This is a genomic window from Mediterraneibacter gnavus ATCC 29149 (genome assembly GCF_008121495.1).
Lineage (GTDB): Bacteria > Bacillota > Clostridia > Lachnospirales > Lachnospiraceae > Mediterraneibacter > Mediterraneibacter gnavus.
In genome coordinates this window covers 687,293-703,280 of record NZ_CP043051.1, presented here as the reverse complement: position 1 = coordinate 703,280, position 15,988 = coordinate 687,293, and the positions used below count along the sequence as shown (strand labels likewise).

The following is a 15,988-nucleotide window of genomic DNA, read 5'->3' as shown; positions in this document are numbered from 1 at the left end:
CCTGTTAAAATGGTAAAGTATTAAAATCAGAAGGAGGGACAGGATGAATCAATTGTTATTACTGGCAGGAGTGGTGATCGTGGCCTGCATTTTAATGAACCGCATCGCTGCTAAACTTCCGCTGCCGTCACTGTTATTGTTTATCGGTCTTGGAATGTGCTTTGGAGTAGATGGTTTTTTCAAGATTCCGTTCGATGATTATGAACTGTCAGAGGCAATCTGTTCGGTCAGTCTGTTGTTTGTCATGTTCTATGGTGGTTTTGGAACAAATCTAAAGACTGCAAAACCGGTAATGGGAAAAGCATTCTTACTTTCCACAGCCGGCGTAGTGATGACCGCAGCGCTGGTAGGGGCAGCAGCGCATGTGCTGTTGGGAGTGGGCTGGATGGAAGGGATTTTGATCGGATCGGTCATTGCATCTACAGATGCAGCGTCCGTATTTAATGTACTGAGATCCAAGCAGCTCTCTCTGAAGTACAATACAGATTCTCTGTTGGAGCTGGAGTCGGGATCTAACGATCCGATATCTTACATGATGACGATCCTGATGATCTCTCTTGTTTCCGGAGAGCAGATCTCGGTAGCCGGTCTTCTGCTGAAACAGATTCTGATCGGAGCAGCCTGCGGCTTCTTGATCGGAAAAGCTTCTGTCTTTATTTTGAATCAGATTGATTTTGGGATGAAACAGGGAAGAACGATCTTTTTATTTGCAGCAGTGATCGTTGGATATGCGTTGCCGTCTGTTGCCGGTGGAAATGGATATCTGAGTGTATATCTGTGCGGAATTCTGATTGGAAATCGGTTTATACCGGACAAAAAAGAGATGGTCCACTTTTTTGATATTCTGACAGAGATTGCACAGATGGTTATTTTCTTCTTGCTGGGATTGCTTGTAACGCCGTCACAGCTGCCGGAAGTGTTTGTTCCCGCATTGCTTTTATGTCTTTTTATGCTGTTTATCGGGCGTCCGGTGTCAGTGCTTGCGATATTAAAGCCGTTTGGTGCATCCTGGCAGCAGATCGGCGTTGTTTCCTGGGCCGGATTGCGGGGAGTGGCATCGATTGTGTTTTCTATTTATGTTGTCTTATCCGGCATTCCGATGACATACAATTTGTTTAACATGGTATTTGTGATTGTACTGCTGTCTCTTGCGGTTCAGGGTACCTTACTTCCGGCTGTATCCAGAAAGCTGGAAATGATCGATAAGAATGCCAATGTCATGCGGACGTTTAATGACTATCAGGATGAAAATGATATTTCTTTTGTCAAGATCAAGATTACTGACAATCATCCGTTTGCAGGAAAAACACTAAAAGAAATCGAAATGCCGCCGGGAGTTTTAGTGGTACTGCTGTTTCGGGGACAGGAGACAATGATGCCGAATGGTGATACATCTTTAGAAGGCGGCGATCTGCTGATTTGTGCAGCCCCGGCCTTTGAAGACCGGGAAAATCTGACATTGTATGAGGTGGAAATTGACAAAAATCATAAATGGCGGGATAAACCAGTGAATGAGCTGGACCAGAAAGCAGGGGTGCTCATTGTCATGGTCAAAAGAGAAGGAAGCACTCTCATTCCCAATGGAAATACGATTATCCGACAGGATGATCTGCTGGTGTTTCGTCGGCAAAAACACGCAAAACAGGCGCATGGGTAAATTCCATGTGCTTTTTTGTTTTTGGATGTGCGAATTCCAGACGGCAGGCAAAGAGCTGCAGTTGGGAAAAAGAAGTCTGGTTCGGATCATATTTTCGGTCTCCTGCGATGGGACAGCCAAGGTGAGCCATTTGTACCCGGATCTGGTGATGACGTCCGGTATCCAGATGAATCTCTGCCAGTGAAAATTCCGCTGTTGTTTTTGCAATATGGTAGGAAAGGCGTGCAACTTTGGCGCCCGGCGTCTCTTCTGTACAGATTCTGGAAGTGTTCGTGCGCCCGTCTTTGACAAGATAATCTTCTAAAATTCCGTCAGCAGTCTGTGGGCATCCGAGAAGAACCGCCTGATAATATTTGCCGAAGCCAAAACTCTGGAGCTGACGGTTCAGCTCTTTGGCAGCGGCAGGTGTTTTGGCAAATACAAGCAGCCCTTCTACCGGCTGATCCAGCCGATGGATTACTGCAAGGTAAGGTTGTTTTTTGTGTGCGCTGTTCTGATAGATATGATTTTTTAAAATGCTGACCATATCCGGAAGCCCGGGGCGGCTTGTCTGAGTCGGGATACCGGCAGGTTTCAGACATACGATGATGTCCTGGTCTTCATATAAAATATGTGGCTTCATTTTGATACGCTCCTCTTGTGAAATCTGCTACAATTATCATATAAAACAAAAGAGTGGTCAAGGGATTCTTGACTTTTACAGAAAACATCTCTAAACTAATTTACATAGAGTGATCTGCTGGAAATCAGAGACAGGATACTTTAGGAATTGACTGGCGGCAGGAGGTTGAAGATATGAGGACAAATTGGGAGTGGGAACAGTTCGGTGAGGATATCAGACGGACCGTGCAGGATGCAGTGGACTCCAGAGATTTTCGGAGATTGAATCAGACCATTACAGATACAGTAAACAGTGCCTTTCATGAATTTACAGACGGGATGAGAAACCCCCGCGGAGGATATCAGTATCAGAAAGCGGACTATGGTACCGGGAGGCAAAAGGACAGGACAAAGGGTGCCTGGCAGAATCTGGATTTGAATCAGTTAAAACGCCCCACATTGTATGCCGGGACGAGAGCGAAAAAAGCAGCAGGACTGACGATGACGATCACAGGTTATACGATTGCAGGATGTCTTTTGATCGGCGGACTGATCACAGGTGTGACCGGGATGCTGCTTGGAGCGGGAGTCGGCGTATCCGTCGCACTTAGTATACAGGTGATCCTTCTGGCAGTATTTACCGCGCTTGGAATCACCGGGACAAAACTTTTAAGCAGGGTGAAGCGGTTTCAGATTTATATAGAAGAGCTACAGGGCAGAGAATATGGAAATGTGAAAGATCTGGCGCTGAGGGTACAGAAAAAAGAAAAATTTGTAGTAAAAGATCTGGAAACTATGATCAGAAAAGGATGGTTTCTTCAGGGGCATCTGGATGAGCAGAAAGCGTGTCTGATGACCAGCAGGGAAGCATTTGAGCAGTATCAGGAACTGATGGCACAGGCAAGGCAACAGAAAGCCAGAGAGCAGGAGTCAAAAGAGAGACAAAAAGCAGACGCTGACAGAAGAGCAGGTCTGGATCCGAAAGTACAGGAAGTGATTGAAGCGGGAAATGCATATATCCGCAAAATCCGGGAATGTAATGATGCAATTCCGGGAGAAGTGGTATCAGAAAAGATGTCCCGAATGGAGCTTTTGACAAAACGGATCTTTGCGCGGGTAGAACAGAACCCGGAAGTGGTGACCGATATTCGCAGGCTGATGGAATATTATCTTCCGACGGCAGTCAAGCTTTTAGAGGCATATGAGGAGCTGGATGCACAGCCTGTGCAGGGGGAGAATATTCTTTCTTCGAAAAAGGAGATTGAGGATACACTGGATACATTGAATATCGCATTTGAAAAGCTTCTGGATGATCTGTTTCAGGAGACAGCGTGGGATGTGTCCTCTGATATTTCTGTGCTGAAGACAATGCTGGCGCAGGAAGGACTTACGAAAAATGACTTTTCAACAGGAGGAAAATGATGAGCGAAGAATTGAAAGATTTTCAGACAGCACCGACACTGACACTGAATCCATTTGCGGAGGAAGAAAAAGCACAGCCGGAAGTGAAAAAAGAAGAGCCTCTGATGGATGAAAATGTTCTGTCAGAAGAAGAGAGAAAGATGGCAGATCAGTTTGCAAATCAGATCGATTTGACCAATTCTGCCATGATCCTGCAGTATGGTGCGGGAACTCAGAGCAAGATGGCGGATTTTTCAGAGACTGCACTGGAAAATGTAAAGACGAAGGACTTGGGGGAAGTGGGAGAACTTCTCGGGAATGTTGTGAAGGAGCTGAAAAATTTTGACGAGGAAGAAGAAAAAGGATTTTTCGGAATCTTCAAAAAGCAGGCAAATAAGATTCAGGCACTGAAAACAAAATATGCCAAGGCGGAGACGAATATCAACCAGATCTGCCAGGCTCTGGAGGGACATCAGGTACAGCTGATGAAAGATGTTGCGATTCTGGATAAGATGTATGAATTGAACCTGACATATTTTAAAGAGCTGACGATGTATATTCTGGCAGGAAAGAAAAAGCTGGAAGAAGTGCAGGAGGGACAGTTGAAGGAACTCCTGACGAAAGCGCAGGCCAGCGGACTTGCAGAGGATGCACAGGCGGCCAGAGATCTGGAGGCGATGTGCGGAAGATTTGAAAAGAAGGTTCATGATCTGGAACTGACGAGAATGATCTCCATCCAGACAGCACCGCAGATCCGACTGGTACAGAACAATGATACCGTGATGGTGGAAAAGATCCAGTCCACGATCGTGAATACAATTCCGCTGTGGAAGAGCCAGATGGTACTGGCGCTCGGTGTGGCGCATTCTGCACAGGCGGCAGCAGCTCAGAGGGAAGTGACGGATATGACAAACGAACTGCTGAAAAAGAATGCGGATACATTGAAGATGGCGACGCTGGAAACTGCAAGAGAATCTGAGCGTGGAATCGTGGATATGGAAACACTAAAAGCGACAAATGAATCCTTAATCTCTACGTTGGATGAAGTGATGCAGATTCAGCAGGAAGGAAGGCAAAAACGTCAGGAAGCAGAGGCAGAGATGCAGCGTCTGGAAAATGAATTGAAACAGAAATTGCTGCAGGTGCGCTGATTGCTTGACAATCGTGAGAAATTCAGTTAGAATTCACGATGAATATGTTAGATGGGTGAAGAACAGGATTAGTATATATCAGAGAACGGCACAGAGAAGAAGCAGTCAGGTGAGAGGCTTCTGCGGAAAGGGTATAGAACCGGCCTGGGAGCTTTCGTATGAAAATGCGGCGTAGAACCGGCGTTAACGGTGTAAGAGAGAATCACAGAGATACTGTGGTTAATCAGGGTGGTACCGCCGAGTCTTTCGGTCCCTTATCGGGAAGGAAGGCTCGGCTTTTTTACGAAAAAATACAGGGCAGGATACTTCCCAGAAGAAACAAAAACAGAGAAGAAAGAAGAGGAGAACATTATGGCAAAAGAAAAAAAACTGGTAGAATCCATTACGGCCAGAGAAGTAGATTTTGCACAGTGGTACACAGATGTGGTGCGCGAAGCAAAATTGTGTGATTATTCAGGAGTAAAAGGATGTTTGAATTATCTTCCGAACGGATATGCGATCTGGGAGAATATTCAGGCAAATCTGGACAAACGTTTTAAAGAGACAGGTGTAGAAAACGTGTATCTTCCGGTATTGATTCCGGAAAATCTGCTTCAGAAAGAAAAAGATCATATCGAAGGATTTGCACCGGAAGTAGCGTGGGTAACACATGGAGGAATGGAAGAACTGCAGGAGAGATTCTGTATCCGTCCGACATCTGAGACTTTATTCTGCGATCTGTGGAGCAAAACAGTACAGTCTTACAGAGATCTTCCAAAAGTTTGGAATCAGTGGTGCTCTGTGCTGAGATGGGAAAAGACAACAAGACCGTTCCTTCGTTCCAGAGAATTTTTATGGCAGGAAGGTCATACGATCCACGCAACATATGAAGAAGCAGAAGAAAGAACACTTCTGATGCGTGATGTATACAAGAGTTTCGTAGAAGACGATCTGGCAATTCCGCTTGTGACAGGAAGAAAGACACCAAGTGAGAAATTTGCAGGAGCACAGGATACGTATACAATTGAAGCGCTGATGCATGACGGAAAAGCACTCCAGTCAGGAACCAGTCATTTCTTCGGAAATGCGTTTGCGGATGCGTACGGAATCAGCTATTCTGATAAAGAAAACAAACTGCACAGCGTATATGAGACATCCTGGGGACTGTCCACACGTATCATCGGAGCTATCATCATGGTGCATGGAGATGACAGTGGTCTGGTACTTCCTCCGCACATTGCACCGGTTCAGACAAGAGTGATCCCGATCGCACAGCACAAAGAAGGTGTGCTTGATAAAGCTAATGAACTGCTTGCAGCATTGAAGGCAGCAGGATACAGAGCTTCCATCGATGATTCTGAAAAGAGCCCGGGATGGAAATTCAGCGAGCAGGAAATGGTCGGAATCCCGACACGTATCGAAATCGGACCAAAAGATATTGAAAATGGTCAGGTTGTTGTCGTTCGCCGTGACACAAGAGAAAAAATTGTAGTGGCAATGGATGAGCTGACAGAAAAACTGTCCGAAATCCTGGAGACAATTCAGAAAGATATGTTTGAGAGAGCGAAAGCATTCCTTGATTCTCATATCCACACAGCAGCAAATATGGATGAGATGGTGAAAGTGGCACAGGAAGAGATCGGATTTATCAAAGCAATGTGGTGTGGAGATGATGCCTGTGAAGAAGAAATCAAAGCTCAGACAGGCGGAGTGACATCCAGATGTATTCCAGAGGAACAGGAACAGATTTCAGATGTGTGTGTATGCTGTGGAAAACCGGCGAAGCACATGGTATATTGGGGTAAAGCGTACTAAAAATGGCATTTCAGAATATGGTGAACATGCAGCTGATGATGTTTCTGTTGGTTGCAGTCGGATTTCTGGTGAGAAAAAAGAATATCATTGGAGAGACAGGACGCAAAGACATGGTCAATTTCTGTCTGTATGTTACACTGCCGTTTAATATCTTCCATTCCTTTCAGATGGAATGGGAGTGGAGCATGCTCAAAAGCTTTGCCCAGGTTCTGTTTCTTGCGACAGGGTATTGTATTCTTTCTATAATAATGAGCTGTATCTTTTACAGAAAGGCTGAACCGGATAAGAGAAAGCCGCTTCGATATGGAACAATCGTTTCAAATGGCGGTTTTCTCGGAAATCCTGTGATCGAAGGGATTTATGGAACGAACGGATTGTTTTATGCTTCCGTGTTTATGCTTCCGGTGAGGATCGTTATGTGGAGTGTGGGAACATCCTGTTTTATGAAAGAAAAAAGTGAAAGTCTGGTAAAAAAGGTGCTGACACATCCATGTATTGTGGCCATCTATCTGGGACTTTTCGTCATGATCGCAGGAATGTCCTTCCCGGTAAGTGTGGAAAATACGATTTCAGGGATCAGCAGCTGTAATACACCCCTCAGTATGATGTTGGTGGGCATGATGCTGGCAGAGATGAATCCGAAAGGAATACTGGATGGAACAATGGTGCTTTACACCATTGTCCGACTGATCCTGATCCCGGCAATTTTATTCGGGCTTACCGCACTGCTTCCGATTCCTGCATTACTTCGGGGAATTACGGTTATTATTGCGGGGATGCCGACACCGGTGACAACTGCACTGCTGTCTGCCAAATATCATGGGAATGAGGGATATGCAACAGGAATGATCTTTGTCACGACCATCCTGTCATTATTCACACTTCCGGTATGGTGCTGGCTCCTCGGATAAAAAAGAGAGAATAGTTGCAGAAAATCTTAGAAAATCCCTTGACTTTCGGGAAAAAACGTAATACACTAATTTAGCGTGCACAGGAGAAATTCTGTTTTTGTGCGCAAATATCAGATAATGAACCATTATCTGCAGCCCTTTCGGCATAAGCCGGAAGACAACGAGTGAAATCATAGGAGGTGAAAAAGAATGCCAACATTTAACCAGTTAGTTAGAAAAGGACGTCAGACTTCTGAAAAGAAATCTACAGCACCGGCACTTCAGAAAGGATGGAACTCCCTTCAGAAGCGTGCAACTGATGTATCTGCACCACAGAAGAGAGGTGTTTGTACAGCAGTTAAGACAGCTACACCTAAGAAGCCTAACTCAGCTCTGAGAAAAATCGCCAGAGTTCGTCTTTCTAACGGAATCGAAGTAACAAGCTACATCCCAGGAGAAGGACACAACCTTCAGGAGCATAGCGTTGTTCTGATCCGTGGAGGAAGAGTTAAGGACCTGCCAGGTACAAGATACCACATCGTCAGAGGTACACTTGATACAGCAGGTGTTGCTAAGAGAAGACAGGCTCGTTCTAAATACGGCGCTAAGAGACCAAAAGACGCTAAATAAGAAACAGAGCGCTTAGCAAAGAAGTAACTAAATAGTTAAATCGTATCACAAACAGAACTATGATTATCGTACCTTATTGGACGATACGTTCAATAAGTTAGGGCTGCGGATTTAGATACAATCGTCCCGCGGCCGCGACACATGAATTGTGATTCCATAGAAAGACACATGTGAGTACCGATGAATTAATCCCGGAAAGAATCCGGAAATTATGATTAAGGAGGGAAGGACCGTGCCACGTAAAGGACATACTCAGAAAAGAGACGTATTAGCGGATCCAATATACAACAATAAAGTTGTTACCAAACTTATCAACAACATCATGTTAGATGGTAAGAAAGGTGTAGCACAGAAGATTGTATACGGAGCATTTGAAAGAGTTGAAGCAAAAGCTGAAAAATCGGCGATCGAAGTATTCGAAGAGGCTATGAACAACATCATGCCAGTACTCGAAGTAAAAGCAAGACGTATCGGTGGAGCTACTTATCAGGTGCCGATCGAAGTCAGAGCTGACAGAAGACAGGCTCTCGCACTTCGCTGGATCACATTGTACTCCCGTCAGAGAGGCGAGAAGACAATGGAAGAAAGATTAGCTAACGAAATCCTGGATGCTGCTAACAACACAGGAGCATCTGTAAAGAAAAAAGAAGATATGCACAAAATGGCAGAAGCAAACAAAGCGTTTGCTCACTACCGTTTCTAAGAGCCAAAGCGGCAGCCGCAGATTGGCGGCTTAAGCAAATGGCATGTTCTCCGGGACTTTTTGTTTCGGGGAACTACAATATATTAGGAGGAAAAAACCTTGGCTGGAAGAGAATATCCATTAGAGAGAACCAGAAATATCGGTATTATGGCTCATATTGATGCAGGTAAAACTACAACAACAGAGCGTATTCTTTACTATACCGGTGTTAATCATAAGATTGGTAATACTCATGAAGGTAATGCTACCATGGACTGGATGGAGCAGGAACAGGAAAGAGGTATTACAATTACTTCTGCTGCTACAACTTGCCACTGGACTCTGCAGGAAAACTGCAAACCAAAAGAGGGCGCTTTAGAGCACCGTATCAACATCATTGATACTCCGGGACACGTTGACTTTACAGTAGAAGTTGAGCGTTCCCTTCGTGTACTGGACGGCGCTGTCGGCGTTTTCTGTGCAAAGGGTGGTGTTGAGCCACAGTCTGAAAACGTATGGCGTCAGGCAGACACTTACAATGTACCAAGAATGGCATTCATCAACAAGATGGACATCTTAGGTGCAAACTTCTACGGAACAGTAGAACAGATCAAGACAAGACTTGGTAAAAATGCAATCTGCATTCAGCTTCCAATTGGAAAAGAAGATGAATTCAAAGGAATCATCGACCTTTTTGAAATGAAAGCATATATCTACAACGATGATAAAGGTGATGATATTTCTATCATTGATATCCCGGAAGAGATGCAGGAAGATGCAGAACTGTATCATACAGAGCTGGTTGAAAAGATCTGTGAATTAGATGACGATCTGATGATGGCATATCTGGAAGGAGAAGAGCCTTCTGTAGAGGAACTGAAAGCGGCACTGAGAAAAGCTACATGTACATGTGATGCGATTCCGGTTTGCTGTGGTACAGCTTACAGAAATAAAGGTGTTCAGAAACTTCTGGATGCAGTTATCGAATTCATGCCATCTCCATTAGACATCCCGGCTATCACAGGTGTGGATGAAGATGGAAACGAAGTAGAGAGACATTCTTCAGACGACGAACCATTCTCTGCTCTCGTATTTAAGATTATGACAGACCCATTCGTTGGAAAACTGGCATACTTCAGAGTGTACTCAGGAACAATGAACTCAGGTTCTTATGTTCTGAATGCAACAAAAGAGAAAAAAGAGCGTGTTGGACGTATCCTTCAGATGCATGCCAACAAGCGTGAAGAACTTGATAAAGTTTACTCAGGAGATATCGCAGCTGCAATCGGATTTAAATATTCTACAACTGGAGATACAATCTGTGACGAGCAGCATCCGGTTATCTTAGAGTCCATGGAATTCCCAGAGCCGGTTATCGAGCTCGCTATCGAGCCTAAGACAAAAGCTTCTCAGGGTAAACTTGGAGAATCTCTTGCAAAACTTGCAGAAGAAGATCCAACATTCCGTGCGCATACAGATCAGGAAACTGGTCAGACAATCATTGCTGGTATGGGTGAGCTTCACCTTGAGATCATCGTAGACAGACTTCTGCGTGAATTCAAAGTAGAAGCAAACGTAGGTGCTCCACAGGTTGCTTACAAAGAATCCATCACAAAAGCAGTGGATATCGACAGCAAATATGCAAAACAGTCCGGTGGACGTGGACAGTACGGACACTGTAAAGTTAAATTCGAGCCAATGGATGTCAACGGTGAGGAAGTATACAAATTTGAATCTACTGTTGTCGGTGGTGCAATTCCGAAAGAATACATCCCAGCAGTTGGCGAAGGTATCGAAGAGGCAATGAAATCTGGTATCCTTGGAGGATTCCCGGTTGTCGGTGTACACGCAAATGTATACGATGGTTCTTACCATGAAGTCGATTCCAATGAAATGGCATTCCACATTGCCGGATCTCTGGCATTCAAGGATGCTATGAAACAGGCTTCTCCTGTACTTCTTGAGCCAATCATGAAGGTAGAGGTAACAATGCCTGAGGAATACATGGGAGATATCATTGGAGATATCAACTCCCGTCGTGGACGTATTGAAGGTATGGATGACCTTGGTGGTGGTAAGATCGTTCGTGCATTCGTTCCATTGTCCGAAATGTTTGGATATTCTACAGACCTTCGTTCCAGAACACAGGGACGTGGTAACTACTCTATGTTCTTCGACAGCTATGAGCAGGTACCGAAGTCTGTACAGGAAAAAGTATTATCCAATAAAAATGCGTAAAAATCGCAAAAATGCTTGCTATTCGGCTGATTTTGAAATATAATCAGAATTAGCCGATTTAAAAGCGAAACCAATAAAATTGCCGTTTCAGGCGACAGATTTAAGGAGGATATTCAAAATGGCTAAAGCTAAATTTGAAAGAACAAAACCACATGCTAATATTGGTACTATCGGTCACGTTGACCATGGTAAAACAACATTAACAGCTGCTATTACAAAAACTCTTTCTGTAAGAGTAGAAGGAAACGCAGCAGTTGATTTCGAAAACATCGACAAAGCTCCAGAAGAGAGAGAGCGTGGAATCACAATCTCTACAGCTCACGTTGAGTACGAAACAGAGAAACGTCACTATGCACACGTTGACTGCCCAGGACATGCTGACTATGTAAAGAACATGATCACAGGTGCTGCTCAGATGGACGGAGCTATCCTTGTTGTAGCTGCTACTGACGGAGTTATGGCTCAGACAAAAGAGCACATCCTTCTGTCTCGTCAGGTAGGTGTACCTTACATCGTAGTATTCATGAACAAATGTGACATGGTAGACGATGAAGAACTTCTTGAATTAGTAGAAATGGAAATCCGTGAACTCCTGAACGAGTACGAATTCCCAGGAGATGACACTCCAGTTATCCAGGGATCTGCTCTGAAAGCTCTTGAAGATCCAAACGGAGAGTGGGGAGATAAGATCATGGAACTTATGGACGCTGTTGATGAGTGGATTCCAGACCCACAGCGTGACACTGACAAACCATTCCTGATGCCAGTAGAGGACGTATTCTCTATCACAGGACGTGGTACAGTTGCTACAGGTAGAGTTGAGCGTGGTGTTCTTCACGTATCTGACGAAGTTGAAATCGTTGGTATCCACGAAGACGTTAAGAAAACAGTTGTTACAGGAATCGAAATGTTCCGTAAACTTCTTGACGAAGCACAGGCTGGAGACAACATCGGAGCTCTGCTTCGTGGTGTTCAGAGAACAGAAATCGAAAGAGGACAGGTTCTCATCAAACCAGGCAGCGTAACATGCCACAAAAAATTCACAGCTCAGGTTTACGTTCTGACAAAAGATGAAGGTGGACGTCATACACCATTCTTCAACAACTACAGACCACAGTTCTACTTCAGAACAACTGACGTAACAGGTGTTTGCGAGCTTCCAGAAGGAACAGAAATGTGCATGCCTGGAGATCACGTAACAATGACAGTTGAACTGATTCACCCAGTAGCTATGGAAGAGGGTCTTGGATTCGCTATCCGTGAAGGTGGACGTACAGTAGGATCTGGAAAGGTTGCTACAATCATCGAGTAATACAATCTGAATATAGATTTGTTATCGCAAGATGACATTATGTTCAAATATAAGATACCCCGGAAACCGTAAGGTTTCTGGGGTTTTTCTGTTTTTGATGAAATCAATGGCAGGAAAGTGTGTAAGACCATGATAAAACCAGGGGGAAAGTTTCTGGATTTATTCAATTGAAAAAGAAAGCCCTATCAACCATGAGACAAAAGCTGTAAAAATCTACGTTGAATTTTACAGCTTATTGTGTATAATAGAAGTATCAGAAACAATTTAAAATCAAAGGAAGGGGTTGAAAGAATATGGCAAATATTTTACCAGTATCTGATTTGAGAAATTATAATGAAGTCCTGAAAAACTGTCATAAAGGAGAGCCGGTATATTTGACTAAGAATGGCAGAGGACGTTTTGTAGTCATGGATATTGAAGATTATGAACGTGATCGAGCAGAGAAAAAGCTTCTGATGAAGTTACAGGAAGCTGAAGAAGCAGTGAAAGATGGAGATGGTTGGTTGAATCTAGATGAATTGAAGGCACTGATGGGGGAATAAAATGTTAAAACTGCGGATTAATCCGATTGTTGTAAGAGATCTGAAGAATATCAGGGATTATATTGCCGAAGATAACGAAGAATATGCTACGAAGACTATAAAAGAGCTTTATGGTAAATTTGAGAATCTTCAGATGTTTCCGAAAATGGGATCGAATCTCTCCAAACGAGTCAGCTTTCGGACAGACTATAAATATGCGATATGGGAAGAATATGTGATTCTCTACAAGATTGGTAACGAGTACGTAGAGATTTATCGTATAATCAACCGATATCAGGATATCACAAGACTTTTTGATTGATAACAAAATTCCTAAAAACCACATGGACACAGTGGAAAATCCGGATTTTACCCCAAAAATCATACCGTAAAAGCTGTTCTTTGAGCAAAGCTGAATTGATTATAAAATGGATACCAACAGGAGGAATTTGCATGGAACTACGGGAATACACAGATTTCAATCAGGAAGAAATTTTATCACTTTACACCAGTGTTGGCTGGGAAAATTATACAAGGAATCCTCAAATGCTGGAGCGTGCATATGAGAATTCATTTTTAAAGATTGCTGCTTTTGAAGGAAAGCAATTGATCGGCATGGTCAGAGTTGTTGGGGATGGTGCATCGGTCATTTTAATTCAGGATTTACTGGTGCGTCCGGAATATCAACGAAAGGGCATCGGGAGTCAACTAATGCGTGCGGTTTTAGAGCGATGTGAGGATGTGTATCAGATTGAACTGATGACAGACAATACAGAAAAGACGATTTTATTTTATCAGTCGTTGGGACTGAAAAAGGTAGATGAAATCGGTTGTTGTGCTTTTTTGAAAATGTGATGAGCAGTAGGAGGAACAGGATATGACGGATTCATATACATTCAACACCCCGATTGGTTTTCTTACCATACGGGAAGAAGAAAAGAAGCTGACAAAGCTCTTTTGGGAAGCAAATTCTGTGCAAACCATGAAGAATGAATTGCATTCTGATTTTCTGTATGAGGTCTATACGCAGGTGAATGAATATTTGACGGGTAGAAGGAAGCAATTCGATGTGCCGTTGAAATATCAGGGAACGCAATTCCAACAGAGTGTCTGGCAGGAGCTGCAGAAGATACCATATGGAGAGACGAGAAGCTATCAGGAGATTGCGGCTGTAATCGGAAATGAGAAGGCAGTACGTGCTGTAGGGCAGGCCAATAATAAGAATCCGATTTTGCTGATTATCCCATGTCACAGAGTAATTCATAAGAGCGGAGATATTTCAGGATTTGCTTGTGGAGTAGAGGTAAAGCGATATCTGTTGGAATTAGAAAAAGGGATGAGAATTTAGGGAAATGGAAAATATGTTTTCAGGATTTCTGAGAAAAGAGCGGGAAAAGCGGGGGATCAGTCAAGAGCGGTTATGCAGAGGAGTATGCGTATTTTGAGTGGAAAAGCAAGGTAAAAGAGACTTTAAGAAAGAAAAATATTGCTCTGGTACAGGAACTCATTTTGAGAAAAGAAGCACGGGACGCAAGTGTCAACCTGGTTTTGCAGGAGCAGTTTTATCAGTATATACAGGAAATCGTCAATGGGAAAGAGGGGGAGATTTCTTCTCTGGAGGAGGCGATCCGGTTGACAAATCCAGATTTTACAGGAAGGATTGCTGCTGAGGGATTGTTTAGTATACAAGAATTAGAACTTCTGCTTTTATATGCACAGCGTCAGATGGAAACGCGGGCAGGACAGGGTGCCAAATTGCTGGAAGATGTTCTAAGTTATATTCAGGAACATATGACGGATATTCAGGCAAAAAATCAGATTTTTCCGCGAGCGGTGTGTCTATATTGTCGGTATGTGACTGGAGAGGCAAATGCACAGAAACGGTATTTGTTGTGCAGAGAAGCATTTGAAAACAGCAGAAAAGATCAGAGGTTTGAGTATACGGTGGAATTGCTTGGGTATATGAGGAAGGATGCAATCTGTCTGGGAAAAGAGTTCGAGGCTGTTTCTTATCAAGTTTGGAAAAAGATTTTGGAAGCGATGTATCAGGAATATGGCGTGGAAATTCCGCAGGCAGAATGGGGAATTGAGATCCCACAGAATCTTTTTTTAATACCTGAAATTTTGCTTTCAGCCAGAGTGGAGCAAGGAGCGTCTCAGGAAGAAATCAGCGAAGGAATCTGTACGCCGGAGACGTATTCCAGAATCGAAACAGGAAAGCGAAGTCCGAGTCTGAAAAATCTGGAAGCATTGAAGTCCAGGTTGAAAATACGGTCGGGGTACTATATGGGAGAGGTGTGGACTGAGGATTTTGCGGTGCTGGAGTTGGTGCAAGAACTAAGAGCAGCGGTGTCGGCTTCCAATCTGAAAGCCTGGGAGATGTGCCAGCAAAGGCTGGAAGAAAAACTGGATTTGAGTAAAAAGATTAACAGACAGTATACGGAAGGATACAGAACCTGTCTGGAGTACCAAAAGGGAAAGTTTTTAGAAGATGAATGGATCAGACGGCATAGAAAAACATTGTCTTACACACGGAAAGAACCGATGGAACAACGGATGTTTTGTGAAGAGCGTGCACATGTATTTACAAATACAGAGACAATACTTTTGCAGCAGATTGCTCTTGCAGAAAAGATCCGTGGTGAAAAAGAGAAAGCAGTAGAAATCTGGGAGCTGCTTTTGAAGGATTATGGAAGAAGTAGGATCAGGATGGAAAATCATTTCAAAGAAGTGATGCTGATCTGGAGCAATCTGGCAAACACACTTCCTGATGTTGGAAAAACCAAAGAAGGAATTGCACTGGCAGATCAGGGAATCCGAATGGTTTTGGAAAAAGGACAGGGACCGTTGAATATGCTGTTTGCAAACCGGATCTATGCCATGAAAGAGGCCGGGCAGGATGTGAGAAAAGAGCAATTTGAACAGGCATATGCTTTGAGTGAAATGTTCGGTGATCTGGAATTGCAAAATTCTTTGAAATATTATATACAGAAAAACTGGCCATCGAAGGAAAAGATACATTAACATACAATAAGAAAGAATTCCATGACGAAATCGGGAAAGATGTTTTTCGATTACGTCATGGGATTTTTTTGCGTTTTCTTTGATAATG

15 protein-coding genes and 1 other annotated feature are annotated in these 15,988 nt (G+C 43.5%); of the genes, 14 read left to right on the top strand and 1 reads right to left on the bottom strand.

The features are described 5' to 3' along the window. Nucleotides 1-43: 43 nt before the first annotated feature. On the top strand, nucleotides 44-1,657 hold the full coding sequence (locus FXV78_RS03505) for a potassium/proton antiporter (RefSeq protein WP_004842418.1): 1,614 nt from the start codon (nucleotides 44-46) through the stop codon (nucleotides 1,655-1,657). Here FXV78_RS03505 and FXV78_RS03500 read toward each other — a convergent pair. After that, nucleotides 1,593-2,279, bottom strand: coding sequence for an RluA family pseudouridine synthase (locus FXV78_RS03500; protein WP_050785331.1), 687 nt, complete (start codon nucleotides 2,277-2,279; stop codon nucleotides 1,593-1,595). The genes FXV78_RS03505 and FXV78_RS03500 overlap by 65 nt on opposite strands. Before the next feature lie 173 nt (nucleotides 2,280-2,452). Between FXV78_RS03500 and FXV78_RS03495 the strand changes: the two genes are divergently transcribed. The 13 genes from FXV78_RS03495 to FXV78_RS03435 all read left to right on the top strand — a co-directional run bounded on the left by FXV78_RS03495 (nucleotide 2,453) and on the right by FXV78_RS03435 (nucleotide 15,900). Further along, nucleotides 2,453-3,679: a 5-bromo-4-chloroindolyl phosphate hydrolysis family protein gene (locus tag FXV78_RS03495; protein WP_004842425.1), complete on the top strand. Its 1,227-nt coding sequence runs from the start codon at nucleotides 2,453-2,455 to the stop codon at nucleotides 3,677-3,679. Then, nucleotides 3,679-4,809, top strand: a complete 1,131-nt coding sequence (locus FXV78_RS03490; protein WP_039959602.1) for a toxic anion resistance protein — start codon at nucleotides 3,679-3,681, stop codon at nucleotides 4,807-4,809. The genes FXV78_RS03495 and FXV78_RS03490 overlap by 1 nt, the downstream gene beginning before the upstream one ends. A 49-nt stretch (nucleotides 4,810-4,858) precedes the next feature. After that, nucleotides 4,859-5,067, top strand: a binding site (T-box leader). 93 nt (nucleotides 5,068-5,160) lie between these two features. After that, on the top strand, nucleotides 5,161-6,603 hold the full coding sequence (gene proS, locus FXV78_RS03485; protein ID WP_039959625.1) for a proline--tRNA ligase: 1,443 nt from the start codon (nucleotides 5,161-5,163) through the stop codon (nucleotides 6,601-6,603). A 2-nt stretch (nucleotides 6,604-6,605) separates the two neighbouring features. Then, a complete protein-coding gene (locus tag FXV78_RS03480; RefSeq protein ID WP_004842431.1) occupies nucleotides 6,606-7,514 on the top strand; it encodes an AEC family transporter in 909 nt (302 codons plus the stop codon). 189 nt (nucleotides 7,515-7,703) lie between these two features. Continuing rightward, nucleotides 7,704-8,123, top strand: a complete 420-nt coding sequence (gene rpsL, locus FXV78_RS03475; protein ID WP_004842433.1) for a 30S ribosomal protein S12 — start codon at nucleotides 7,704-7,706, stop codon at nucleotides 8,121-8,123. Nucleotides 8,124-8,355: 232 nt separating this feature from the next. After that, a complete protein-coding gene (gene rpsG, locus FXV78_RS03470) occupies nucleotides 8,356-8,826 on the top strand; it encodes a 30S ribosomal protein S7 (protein ID WP_207383034.1) in 471 nt (156 codons plus the stop codon). Nucleotides 8,827-8,973: 147 nt separating this feature from the next. Next, nucleotides 8,974-11,043 carry an elongation factor G gene (fusA, locus tag FXV78_RS03465; protein ID WP_004842436.1) on the top strand — a complete coding sequence of 690 codons (2,070 nt, stop codon included), beginning with the start codon at nucleotides 8,974-8,976 and terminating at the stop codon, nucleotides 11,041-11,043. A gap of 118 nt (nucleotides 11,044-11,161) precedes the next feature. Continuing rightward, entirely contained in the window at nucleotides 11,162-12,355 is a 1,194-nt protein-coding gene (tuf, locus tag FXV78_RS03460) for an elongation factor Tu (protein WP_004842437.1), read from the top strand. Between the two features lie 293 nt (nucleotides 12,356-12,648). Continuing rightward, a complete protein-coding gene (locus tag FXV78_RS03455; RefSeq protein ID WP_004842438.1) occupies nucleotides 12,649-12,897 on the top strand; it encodes a type II toxin-antitoxin system prevent-host-death family antitoxin in 249 nt (82 codons plus the stop codon). Nucleotide 12,898: 1 nt separating this feature from the next. Then, complete coding sequence (locus tag FXV78_RS03450) at nucleotides 12,899-13,198, top strand: type II toxin-antitoxin system RelE/ParE family toxin (RefSeq protein WP_004842441.1); 300 nt, start codon at nucleotides 12,899-12,901, stop codon at nucleotides 13,196-13,198. A 131-nt stretch (nucleotides 13,199-13,329) separates the two neighbouring features. Continuing rightward, entirely contained in the window at nucleotides 13,330-13,731 is a 402-nt protein-coding gene (locus FXV78_RS03445; RefSeq protein WP_009245150.1) for a GNAT family N-acetyltransferase, read from the top strand. 22 nt (nucleotides 13,732-13,753) lie between these two features. Continuing rightward, nucleotides 13,754-14,224 carry a methylated-DNA--[protein]-cysteine S-methyltransferase gene (locus FXV78_RS03440; RefSeq protein ID WP_004842445.1) on the top strand — a complete coding sequence of 157 codons (471 nt, stop codon included), beginning with the start codon at nucleotides 13,754-13,756 and terminating at the stop codon, nucleotides 14,222-14,224. Nucleotides 14,225-14,385: 161 nt separating this feature from the next. Further along, nucleotides 14,386-15,900, top strand: a complete 1,515-nt coding sequence (locus tag FXV78_RS03435; RefSeq protein ID WP_004842447.1) for a helix-turn-helix domain-containing protein — start codon at nucleotides 14,386-14,388, stop codon at nucleotides 15,898-15,900. Nucleotides 15,901-15,988: the final 88 nt, after the last annotated feature.

Bases quoted from the DNA above. Each gene is read 5' to 3' on its own strand.
- FXV78_RS03455 (WP_004842438.1), top strand. From the start codon at position 12,649: ATGGCAAATATTTTACCAGTATCTGATTTGAGAAATTATAATGAAGTC.
- FXV78_RS03500 (WP_050785331.1), bottom strand. From the start codon at position 2,279: ATGAAGCCACATATTTTATATGAAGACCAGGACATCATCGTATGTCTG.
- proS (WP_039959625.1), top strand. From the start codon at position 5,161: ATGGCAAAAGAAAAAAAACTGGTAGAATCCATTACGGCCAGAGAAGTA.
- FXV78_RS03495 (WP_004842425.1), top strand. From the start codon at position 2,453: ATGAGGACAAATTGGGAGTGGGAACAGTTCGGTGAGGATATCAGACGG.
- FXV78_RS03440 (WP_004842445.1), top strand. From the start codon at position 13,754: ATGACGGATTCATATACATTCAACACCCCGATTGGTTTTCTTACCATA.
- FXV78_RS03490 (WP_039959602.1), top strand. From the start codon at position 3,679: ATGAGCGAAGAATTGAAAGATTTTCAGACAGCACCGACACTGACACTG.
- rpsL (WP_004842433.1), top strand. From the start codon at position 7,704: ATGCCAACATTTAACCAGTTAGTTAGAAAAGGACGTCAGACTTCTGAA.
- FXV78_RS03505 (WP_004842418.1), top strand. From the start codon at position 44: ATGAATCAATTGTTATTACTGGCAGGAGTGGTGATCGTGGCCTGCATT.
- FXV78_RS03445 (WP_009245150.1), top strand. From the start codon at position 13,330: ATGGAACTACGGGAATACACAGATTTCAATCAGGAAGAAATTTTATCA.
- fusA (WP_004842436.1), top strand. From the start codon at position 8,974: ATGGCTCATATTGATGCAGGTAAAACTACAACAACAGAGCGTATTCTT.
- tuf (WP_004842437.1), top strand. From the start codon at position 11,162: ATGGCTAAAGCTAAATTTGAAAGAACAAAACCACATGCTAATATTGGT.
- FXV78_RS03480 (WP_004842431.1), top strand. From the start codon at position 6,606: ATGGCATTTCAGAATATGGTGAACATGCAGCTGATGATGTTTCTGTTG.
- FXV78_RS03450 (WP_004842441.1), top strand. From the start codon at position 12,899: ATGTTAAAACTGCGGATTAATCCGATTGTTGTAAGAGATCTGAAGAAT.